Source organism: Enterobacter cloacae complex sp. HYC074_NIDB (assembly GCF_056673345.1).
Genome location: NZ_CP114214.1, coordinates 3,496,807 through 3,507,053, shown reverse-complemented (window position 1 = coordinate 3,507,053; position 10,247 = coordinate 3,496,807). Strand labels below are relative to the sequence as shown.

The 10,247-nt window shown below is 56.2% G+C and carries 8 protein-coding genes; all 8 read left to right on the top strand.

The window, feature by feature from the left end:
- Position 1 precedes the first annotated feature (1 nt).
- Positions 2–2,329, top strand: coding sequence for a peptidoglycan glycosyltransferase PbpC (gene pbpC / locus O1724_RS16975; RefSeq protein ID WP_126296766.1), 2,328 nt, complete (start codon positions 2–4; stop codon positions 2,327–2,329).
- 88 nt (positions 2,330–2,417) lie between these two features.
- Positions 2,418–4,796: a DMSO/selenate family reductase complex A subunit gene (locus O1724_RS16970; protein ID WP_332999646.1), complete on the top strand. Its 2,379-nt coding sequence runs from the start codon at positions 2,418–2,420 to the stop codon at positions 4,794–4,796.
- On the top strand, positions 4,793–5,422 hold the full coding sequence (locus tag O1724_RS16965; RefSeq protein ID WP_126296764.1) for a DMSO/selenate family reductase complex B subunit: 630 nt from the start codon (positions 4,793–4,795) through the stop codon (positions 5,420–5,422). The genes O1724_RS16970 and O1724_RS16965 overlap by 4 nt, the downstream gene beginning before the upstream one ends.
- Positions 5,415–6,194, top strand: a complete 780-nt coding sequence (locus tag O1724_RS16960; protein ID WP_045336899.1) for a dimethyl sulfoxide reductase anchor subunit family protein — start codon at positions 5,415–5,417, stop codon at positions 6,192–6,194. Before O1724_RS16965 ends, O1724_RS16960 begins: the two co-directional genes overlap by 8 nt.
- Positions 6,194–7,069: a 4Fe-4S binding protein gene (locus O1724_RS16955; RefSeq protein ID WP_045336897.1), complete on the top strand. Its 876-nt coding sequence runs from the start codon at positions 6,194–6,196 to the stop codon at positions 7,067–7,069. The genes O1724_RS16960 and O1724_RS16955 overlap by 1 nt, the downstream gene beginning before the upstream one ends.
- Before the next feature lie 124 nt (positions 7,070–7,193).
- Positions 7,194–7,625, top strand: a complete 432-nt coding sequence (gene ndk, locus O1724_RS16950; RefSeq protein WP_003860625.1) for a nucleoside-diphosphate kinase — start codon at positions 7,194–7,196, stop codon at positions 7,623–7,625.
- Positions 7,626–7,772: 147 nt separating this feature from the next.
- Positions 7,773–8,939 (top strand): dual-specificity RNA methyltransferase RlmN, encoded by a 1,167-nt coding sequence (gene rlmN / locus O1724_RS16945; RefSeq protein WP_003860623.1) that lies wholly within the window; start codon positions 7,773–7,775, stop codon positions 8,937–8,939.
- A 291-nt stretch (positions 8,940–9,230) separates the two neighbouring features.
- On the top strand, positions 9,231–10,238 hold the full coding sequence (gene rodZ / locus O1724_RS16940) for a cytoskeleton protein RodZ (RefSeq protein ID WP_126296763.1): 1,008 nt from the start codon (positions 9,231–9,233) through the stop codon (positions 10,236–10,238).
- Positions 10,239–10,247: the final 9 nt, after the last annotated feature.

The following is a 10,247-nucleotide window of genomic DNA, read 5'->3' as shown; positions in this document are numbered from 1 at the left end:
GATGCGGATAGCACGCCTGATTCGCTCCCGCTGGCTGTGGCTGGCGGGAGCGCTTCTCGTTTCAGGGGGGCTGATTGTCGTCGCTGACCGCGTGTGGCCGTTGCCCCTGAAAGAGGTCAACCCTGCGCGAGTGGTGGTGGATGAGCAGGGTGTTCCGTTGTGGCGTTTTGCCGACAGCGAAGGCATCTGGCGCTATCCGGTTACCATTAAAGAGGTTTCCCCACGCTATCTTGAGGCGCTGATCCAGTATGAAGATCGCTGGTTCTGGGATCACCCGGGCGTCAATCCGCTATCTGTACTGCGTGCCGCCTGGCAGGATCTCACCTCCGGGAGAGTGGTTTCTGGCGGGAGCACGCTTACCATGCAGGTGGCACGCCTTCTGGATCCGCATCCGCGAACCTTTGGCGGTAAAATTCGTCAGCTGTGGCGGGCGATGCAGCTGGAGTGGCATCTCTCCAAGCGTGAAATCCTGACGCTGTATCTGAACCGTGCCCCGTTTGGCGGCACGTTGCAGGGCGTGGGCGCGGCAAGCTGGACTTACCTTGGCAAACCGCCGTCTCAGCTGAGCTATTCCGACGCGGCGCTGCTGGCAGTGCTGCCGCAGGCACCCAGCCGTCTGCGCCCGGACCGCTGGCCGGAACGTGCCGAAGCGGCGCGGAACAAAGTACTCGACCGCATGCTGACTCAGGGCGTCTGGTCTGAGAAGCAGGTGAAAGAGTCCCGTGAAGAGCCGGTCTGGCTGGCCCCCCGGCAGATGCCGCAGCTGGCGCCGCTCTTTTCCCGCATGATGCTGAGTAAAAGTCGTGACACAAAAATAGTCACCACGCTGGATGCAGCATTGCAACGACAGCTTGAAGAGCTGGCAATGAACTGGAAATCACGCCTGCCCGCCCGCAGTTCGCTGGCGATGATCGTCGTGGATCATACATCCATGAAAGTGCGTGGCTGGGTAGGCTCGGTAGATATCAATGATGACAGCCGTTTCAGCCACGTAGATATGGTCAATGCGATCCGATCGCCGGGATCGGTTCTCAAACCATTCATCTATGGCATGGCGCTGGACGATGGTCTGATCCATCCCGCTTCGTTATTACAGGATGTTCCAAGAAAAACGGGGGATTATCGTCCCGGCAACTTTGACAGCGGCTTCCATGGGCCGGTCAGTATGAGCGAAGCCCTGGTGCGTTCCCTCAACCTGCCTGCGGTGCAGGTTCTGGAAGCGTACGGCCCAAAACGTTTTGCCGGAATGCTGAGCAACGCGGGATTACCGCTCATTCTGCCTGCGGGGGCACAGCCCAACCTCTCTCTGATCCTGGGGGGCGCAGGCGCACGCCTGGCTGATATCGCTGCCGCCTATAGCGCCTTTGCGCGTCAGGGTAAGGCGGGCCGGCTGCGTTTACAGCCGGGCGATCCGCTGATCGAACGTCCGCTGTTATCGCAGGGGGCGGCGTGGATTATTCGTCGCATTCTCGCTAATGAAGCACAGCCCCTGCCGGACAGTGCGCTGCCCCAGGTTGCGCCGCTGGCGTGGAAAACGGGCACCAGCTATGGCTACCGGGATGCCTGGGCCATCGGCCTGAATGCCCGCTATGTCATCGGAATCTGGACCGGACGCCCGGACGGCACGCCCGTTGCCGGGCAGTTTGGTTTCGCCAGCGCGGTACCGCTCCTGAATCAGGTCAATAACATGCTTCAGTCCCGCTCGATGGTGGATGAAGCGCGCCTGCCGCGCGATCCGCGTCCCGCAAGCGTAGGACGGGGCGTGATTTGCTGGCCGGGGGGCCAGTCCCTGCCTGAAGGGAGCGAAAACTGTCGGCGTCGGCTGTCAACCTGGCTGCTGGAAGGCAGTGAACCGCCTACGCTGCTGCTGCCGGAACAGGAAGGTATTCGCGGGATCCGTTTCCCGGTCTGGCTGGATAAAGAAGGCAAACGCGTTGCGGCGGATTGTCCTGATGCGACAGAAAAAGTGCTGGATGTCTGGCCGCTGCCGCTGGAGCCCTGGCTGCCTGCTGCCGAAAAACGGGCTGCTCGTCTCCCCGCCCGTTCAGCAATTTGCCCTCCGCTGGATAACCATAATGCGGCGCCGCTGATGTTGTCAGGCGTCAGAGAAGGGGCGGTAATTAAACGTCTTCCAGGTGAGAAAAATATTACCCTCAACGTTTCAACCAGCGGCGGGGAGGGGCAACGATGGTGGTTTTTGAATGGCGAACCGCTGGACGGGCATCAGAAGAATTATTCACTGCAATTATATTTGCCTGGTAAATATCAATTAATTGTATTAGATGAAACAGGACAAACGGCGACGGTGAATTTTAAATTAGATCGCTAAGTGTTACTCCTCAAGAGTTAGCTTGATAATTATCAATATTCGTTCCTGAAAAAAAACGAGAATGCGTTTTTATTTGAAGGAACGAGCAATGAAAAAAAATAAACATCAGGGAGAAGGGCTTATTCCCGCCATATCCCGGCGTCATTTTATTCAGGCAGGGTCGGCGCTCGCCGCCCTGCCGTTTGTCGTCAAAACCGGCAAAGTACAGGCACAGGACGCGGCGGTTTCAGACGCTACGCCTGAAGAAAAAGTGGTGCAAACCTGTAGTACGTTTGACTGCGGCGGCAAGTGTGATATTCGTGCTCACGTCAGTGATGGCGTTGTGACCCGAATTTCAACGCGACCGGATAACGCGCTGGATCCGCCGATGCCAGTGATGCGCGCCTGCGTTCGGGGTCGGGCTTATCGGAAATTTGTTTATCATCCCGATCGGCTTAAATATCCAATGAAACGCGTGGGTAAACGTGGCGAAGGAAAATTCGAACGTATTACCTGGGATGAAGCCACCACCCTTATTGCGAATCAATTAAAAACTATTACGCAAAAATACGGTGCTGCGTCACGCTATGTTCATGTGGGCACCGCGGTGTCCGGCGGGACCTTTTCCGGCGATAAAATGGTTCGTCGTCTGCTCAACTTAACCGGCGGCTATCTCGAAAGCTATCACTCGGTCAGTATGGGTAACACGGCGGCGGCAACGCCGTATACCTATGGCACCGCCGCCAGCGGCAGCTCTCTGGACACGCTGCTGGACACCAAACTGGTCATTCTCTGGGGGCATAACCCGACGGAAACCATCTTCGGGCACAGCAACCACTTCTACCAGAAGATGAAGCAAAACGGCACGCGCTTCATTGTTGTCGACCCACGCTATTCCGATACGGTTTCCTCCCTTGCCGATCAGTGGATCCCATTGCTTCCTGCCACGGACAACGCCCTGATGGACGCGATGATGTATGTGATCGTCACGGAGAATCTGCACGATCGCGACTTTATTCAACGCTACACCCTGGGCTTTGACGAAGACGCCATGCCAGAAGGCGTTCCGGCCAATGAATCCCTGATGGCTTACCTGAGCGGTGCAAAGGATGGCGTGGCGAAAACGCCCGAGTGGGCAGAGAAAATCACTCACGTGCCTGCACAAACTATTCGTCAGCTGGCGCGCGACTACGCAACCACCAAACCCGCCGCGCTGATCCAGGGCTGGGGACCGCAGCGTCACAACTGCGGCGAGCGCACCGCGCGCGGCTCGACGATACTGGCCACGCTGACGGGTAACGTTGGGGTGAAAGGCGGCTGGGCAGCAGGCTATGGAGGCTGCGCAAACCGCAAATTTGCGGCCGGGCCAGAGATGCCGGACAACCCGGTCAAAGCCAAAATTTCGGTCATGAACTGGGTGCAGGCTGCTGATGATGCTTCTAAGGTAACCGCGGAAGATGGCCTGAAGGATGCTGAGAAGCTGGACAGCAATATCCGCATCCTGTTCTCGCTGGCGGGCAATTATCTGGCTAACCAGAACCCGGATCTTCATCAGGCAACCCGTGTCCTGGAAGACGAGTCGAAAATCGAGTTTATCGTCGCAAGCGATCTGTTTATGACGCCTAGCGCCAGATACGCCGACCTGCTTTTGCCGGAAACTAGCTTTATGGAACGCTGGAATATCGGCGAAACCTGGGGCACGGCAAGCTATCTGATCCTGTCAGAAAAGCTCATTGAACCTGAATTCGAACGCCGTTCAGACTACGACTGGCTGCGGGAGGTCGCTGCTAAGCTTGGCGTCGAGCCAGCGTTCAGCGAGGGCCGTGACGAAAAAGCGTGGATTGAGCACATCTGGGAGCAGACGCGGCTGTCCATGCCGGATGAAAACCTGCCGGACTTCGCGACGCTACAGAAGACGCGTCAGCATCTTTTCAAAAGCGCGCCGTACGTTGCCTTTGAAGACAACATTCGCGATCCGCAGAATCATCCGTTCCCGACGCCGTCCGGAAAAATTGAGATCTTCTCGAAGCGTCTGTACGACATGCATCACCCGGAAATTCCGGCGCTGTCGCACTACGTGCCTGCCCATGAAGGGCCGGAAGACGAGCTGGCGAAAACCTTCCCGCTCCAGCTGATCACCTGGAAAGGGAAAAACCGCGCTAACTCCACCCAGTACGCCAACCCGTGGTTAATTGAGGCGCAGCAGCAAAAGCTGTGGATCAACCCGCAGGATGCGCAAAAGCGCGGCATTGCGCAGGGGGATACCGTGCGTATTCATAACGCGCGCGGCATTTGCGAGATCCCGGCGGAGGTCACGCCGCGCATCATTCCAGGCGTGGTGGCCATGCAGGCAGGCGCCTGGTGGCAGCCGGACGAGCAGGGTATCGATAAAGGCGGCTGCGCGAACGTGCTCAGTTCCGCCCGTATTACCGCGCTTGCGAAAGGGAATTCCCATCAAACCATGCTGGTGGAGGTAGCTAAAGCATGAGTCAGTTTAAACATTACGCACCGGTGAGCGACAAACAGCTGGGTTTTTATATCGACTCTTCTCGCTGCTCGGGCTGCAAGGCATGCCAGGTGGCGTGCAAAGATAAAAACAACCTTGAGGTCGGACGTCGTTTCCGTCGCGTTTATGAAGTCAATGGCGGGAATTTCATCCCAACCGGGCAGGGCGGCGTCAGCAACAATGTGTTTGCCTACACGCTCTCTATTTCCTGTAACCACTGTGCAGACCCAATCTGCACTAAAAACTGTCCGAGCACGGCGATGCACAAGCGTCCGGGAGACGGCATTGTGCGCGTTGATACTGATAAGTGCGTCGGCTGCGGCTACTGCGCGTGGTCTTGCCCTTACGGCGCGCCACAGCTCAACGAGCAGACCGGGCAGATGTCCAAATGTGATTTCTGCGTGGTTCTCCAGGCGAAGGGAGAGCAGCCCGTCTGTGTGGCAACCTGTCCACTCGAAGCGATTAAATTCGGGCCGATTGATGAACTGCGGGCGAAGTATGGTGCGGTCTGTGATGTGAAAGGCTTGCCTGATTCCTCCATCACCAAACCAAACCTGGTGATCAAAGCGCATCAGGGCGCAGAGAAAGAGGGGAAATGTCATGCATGAGTTACCGCTGCTGATTTTTACGCTGTTCCTGCAAGGATCGGTTGGCGTTACGCTGTGGCTGGCGTTCGGAAGCACGCAACGTAGCGCGCTGCTGCCGGCTGCCGGAGCGTTTGTGCTGGCGAGCCTGGGGCTGCTCGCCTCCGCGCTGCACATGGGCTATCCGCTTAATGCTCTTAACGCGCTGCGCCACGTATCCAGCTCCTGGCTGAGCCGTGAGATTATCTTTGCCAGTCTTTATCTTGCGGCGCTTGGCTTCGCAACGCTGCTGATGTTTGTCAAAAAGCCAGGCTGGAAGCCACTGCTGGTTGTGGCAGGTCTTGTCGGGCTGGTGGATGTGTTCTGCATGGCGCAGATCTACATGCACGCATCCGTGGTGACATGGCAGCATGTTAACACTCTGGTGCTGTTTATCGGTTCGGTGGGGATTATCGGCTCAGCCTGCATGGCCGTTGGGACGCGTTCCCAGTCAACCGTGCGTGCGGCGATTGTCATTATCACGCTGCTGGTGATTGCACGTCTGGTGATGCAGCCCGTCTGGCTGGCAGATATTACGTCTATGGACCACACCGTGGTGACGTTCCCTCACGCACCGCTACAGATGCTGGAGCAACTGCGAACCGTTCATCTGCTGAGCTGGTGCGTATCCGTTGCGGGTATGCTGTGCTTTGCTGCGGGCGGCTTAAAAGCGGCGCGAGGCACAATGCTGTTGGGCAGCGCCTTGCTAATTGTGGGTGAGCTGATGCTGCGCTTTGTTTTCTTCAGTATTGGCTGATGGGCGGATTAACCTTTGCCCCGGCGATGGACGTGACGCATGCGTGCGTCCGTCGTCGTTTTCGCCACTCTTCCTGCTGTGCCTGCGCGGACGTCTGTCCCGTGCAGGCTTTTTCTTTTACCGACTCAGGCGTCTCGGTTGATGACAGCCGCTGTATTGAATGCGGTGACTGCCTGTTCGTCTGCCCCGCTGGGGCCATCACCGGCATCACGCCGCGAAAACGCTTTCTGAGTGGCGATACGCTTGTTGGGCCGTTTACTGACCGTGCGCCAGGGGTGAATGAGCTTCTGCTGTGGCATGCGCAGTACCACGTTCGTTTTATCAGTATCGACGCGGAGCAGAATCCTGACTGGTTGCTGGCTATTGCCCGGCTGAATCTGGCGCTTCGTCGACGCGGTGAAGCGGCGTGGGCGTTTAAACATATACCCGTCAACGAGGTTAATACCGCCCGGCGTGCGCTGATGCACGTTCCCCGTGAGGATGTCCGGGTCTGTAGCGTCGTGCCCGGTCAGCGTGAACTGCGCAGGGCGTTTTCTGCGTTTAGCGAGGCAGAGATAACTCTCGATGCCGAATCTTGTGTACTGTGCGGCGCGTGCTGGCGGAGTTGTACGGAAAACGCGATTCGATTTGAGAACGCTGAACTGGTCGTAGAAACCGGACGCTGTACGGGGTGCGGCGGCTGCGAAGCGGTATGCCAGCATGCGGCGATAAACGTGACGCTAACAGAAGGAACAGCGAAAAGCGTGACCATACCGGCATATGAAGCCGTTTGCCTGACGTGCCACCGTCATTTCTGGTCATTTACGTCTGATGAAAAGCAGTGCCCGCTCTGTTTTCATCATCAACACGGTATGCGAAATACGGGCTGTTGCTAATCTTCGTCTCATTTTAAAAAAATGTTATGCATAACCATAGGCAATGGCGCTATTGCTCTTTATAATCCGCGCCACACCATACTCAGGTATGCAAAAACAACAGAACATTTTACAGAGGTTATCAATGGCTATTGAACGTACTTTTTCCATCATCAAACCAAACGCGGTGGCAAAAAACGTTATTGGCAGCATCTTCGCTCGCTTTGAATCAGCAGGGTTTAAGATCGTTGGCACCAAAATGCTGCACCTGACCGTTGAGCAGGCTCGCGGTTTCTACGCTGAGCACGAAGGTCGCCCATTCTTTGACGGTCTGGTCGAGTTCATGACTTCTGGCCCAATCGTGGTATCCGTACTGGAAGGTGAAAACGCGGTACAGCGTCACCGCGATCTGCTGGGTGCAACCAACCCGGACAACGCGCTGGCAGGTACTCTGCGCGCTGACTACGCAGACAGCTTCACCGAGAACGGCACCCACGGTTCCGACTCTGTTGAATCTGCTGCGCGCGAAATCGCGTTCTTCTTCGCTGAAGGCGAAGTGTGCCCGCGCACTCGCTAATAATTTCGTAAATGCCGCGTGCAAACGTGGCATCCCTGCGCCAGACTTTGTACAATGCAACGCCCCGGACGAGCAGACTGCTTACCGGGGCGTTTCTTTTCAACCCACCAAGGGCCACAACGTGTAACAACGAGGCCGGAAAAAATTATGTCTGAATTAGTGAATACCTCCGAAGTCGCCATTCCTGCGGTTCCCAATAAAAATGGAAAAATTAACCTGCTGGACCTGAACCGTCAGCAGATGCGCGAGTTCTTTAAAGAGATGGGCGAGAAGCCGTTTCGTGCCGATCAGGTCATGAAATGGATGTACCACTATTGCAGCGACAACTTTGATGACATGACGGACATCAACAAAGTGCTGCGCAATAAGCTTAAAGAAGTGGCTGAAATCCGCGCACCGGAAGTGGTGGAAGAGCAGCGCTCTTCAGATGGCACCATCAAGTGGGCCATTGCCGTTGGCGATCAGCGCGTTGAAACCGTGTATATCCCGGAAGACGATCGCGCCACGCTGTGCGTCTCTTCTCAGGTGGGCTGTGCGCTGGAGTGCAAATTCTGCTCTACGGCGCAGCAGGGCTTTAACCGTAACCTGCGCGTGTCGGAAATCATCGGCCAGGTCTGGCGTGCCGCGAAAATCGTGGGCGCGGCGAAAGTCACCGGTACACGTCCAATCACCAACGTGGTGATGATGGGGATGGGTGAACCGCTGCTCAACCTGACCAACGTCGTTCCGGCGATGGAAATTATGCTCGACGATTTCGGTTTTGGCCTGTCCAAGCGCCGCGTTACGCTCTCTACTTCCGGCGTGGTGCCTGCGCTGGACAAACTGGGCGATATGATTGACGTTGCGCTGGCCATCTCTCTTCACGCGCCAAACGACGCCATCCGTGACGAAATTGTGCCGATCAACAAAAAGTACAATATCGAAACCTTCCTGGCTGGCGTGCGCCGTTACCTGGAGAAATCCAACGCTAACCAGGGCCGCGTGACCATTGAATACGTGATGCTGGATCATGTTAACGACGGTACCGAGCATGCACATGAGCTGGCTGAACTGCTTAAAGATACGCCATGCAAGATCAACCTGATCCCATGGAACCCGTTCCCGGGCGCGCCGTATGGCCGTAGCTCGAACAGCCGTATCGATCGCTTCTCAAAAGTGCTGATGGAGTATGGTTTCACCACCATCGTACGTAAAACGCGTGGCGACGATATCGACGCAGCCTGTGGCCAGCTGGCGGGTGACGTTATTGACCGTACCAAACGTACGCTGCGTAAGCGTATGCAGGGTGAGTCAATCGCGGTTAAAACCGTTTGATTATTATGCAGACACGGCGCATTTTTTGCGCCGTGAAGCATTAATTTACTGAATATTCAGTCACAATCATCACGACTGATTAATAATTACGGTGCGTTTCATACGACTTTCGGGCAGTATGTAACGACGTAACAACAGTTTAGCGTGAAGGCCTGCCAGCGCTGTCATCTGCGGCCCGACAGTCTTATACTGTTTGTTCCAGGTTAACTGACCTAAAGTTTCGCGGTGCGGGTGGCATTGTGACTCACCGGCACCTGAACCCTTATTTTCACGTACCAGTAGTTGTAGCGAATGAATACTGAAGCCACTCACGATCAAAATGCAGCACTCTCCACTGGCGTTCGTCTTCGCAACGCCCGTGAACAACTCGGACTTAGCCAGCAAGCCGTTGCAGAACGCCTGTGCCTGAAGGTTTCCACCGTTCGCGATATTGAAGAAGATAAGGCACCCGCCGATCTGGCTTCAACGTTTCTGCGCGGTTATATCCGTTCTTACGCCAAACTGGTTCATATCCCTGAAGACGAATTACTGCCGATGATGGAGAAGCAGGCGCCTGTGCGTGCGGCAAAAGTTGCGCCGATGCAAAGCTTCTCTCTGGGTAAACGTCGTAAAAAACGCGATGGCTGGCTGATGAGCTTTACCTGGCTGGTCCTGTTTGTGGTTGTCGGCCTGACGGGCGCATGGTGGTGGCAAAACCACAAAGCGCAGCAGGAAGAGATCACCACCATGGCCGATCAGTCCTCCGCTGAGCTTAATCAGTCTGGTAATAACGGCGCGCAAAGCGTGCCGTTGAGCACCGAAGGGGCGACCTCCAGCGAACCTCAGTCGGCAGCAAGCAACACGCCTGCAACCGAGCCAGCGGCGACGCCAGAAGCGACGGCGAATACCGCGCCAGCCACCCAGGCCCAGGATCAGAACGCGGTCGTATCACCTTCTCAGGCCAATGTTGATACCGCCCCTGCGGCAACGGCACCGGCAGAGAACACCGCGGCGTCACTGCCAACTGACCCGGCTGGCACGGCGGCACCTGCCGTGGACCCGAATGCGCTGGTGATGAATTTTACGGCTGATTGCTGGCTGGAAGTGACTGACGCGACAGGTAAAAAGCTGTTCAGCGGCCTGCAACGTAAAGATGGCACGTTAAATCTAACGGGCCAGGCACCTTACAAGCTTAAAATCGGCGCACCGGCAGCGGTACAGATCCAGTATCAAGGAAAACCTGTCGATCTGAGCCGCTTTATCAGAACTAACCAGGTTGCGCGTCTTACCGTTAATGCCGAACAATCAGCAGCACAGTAACAGACGGGC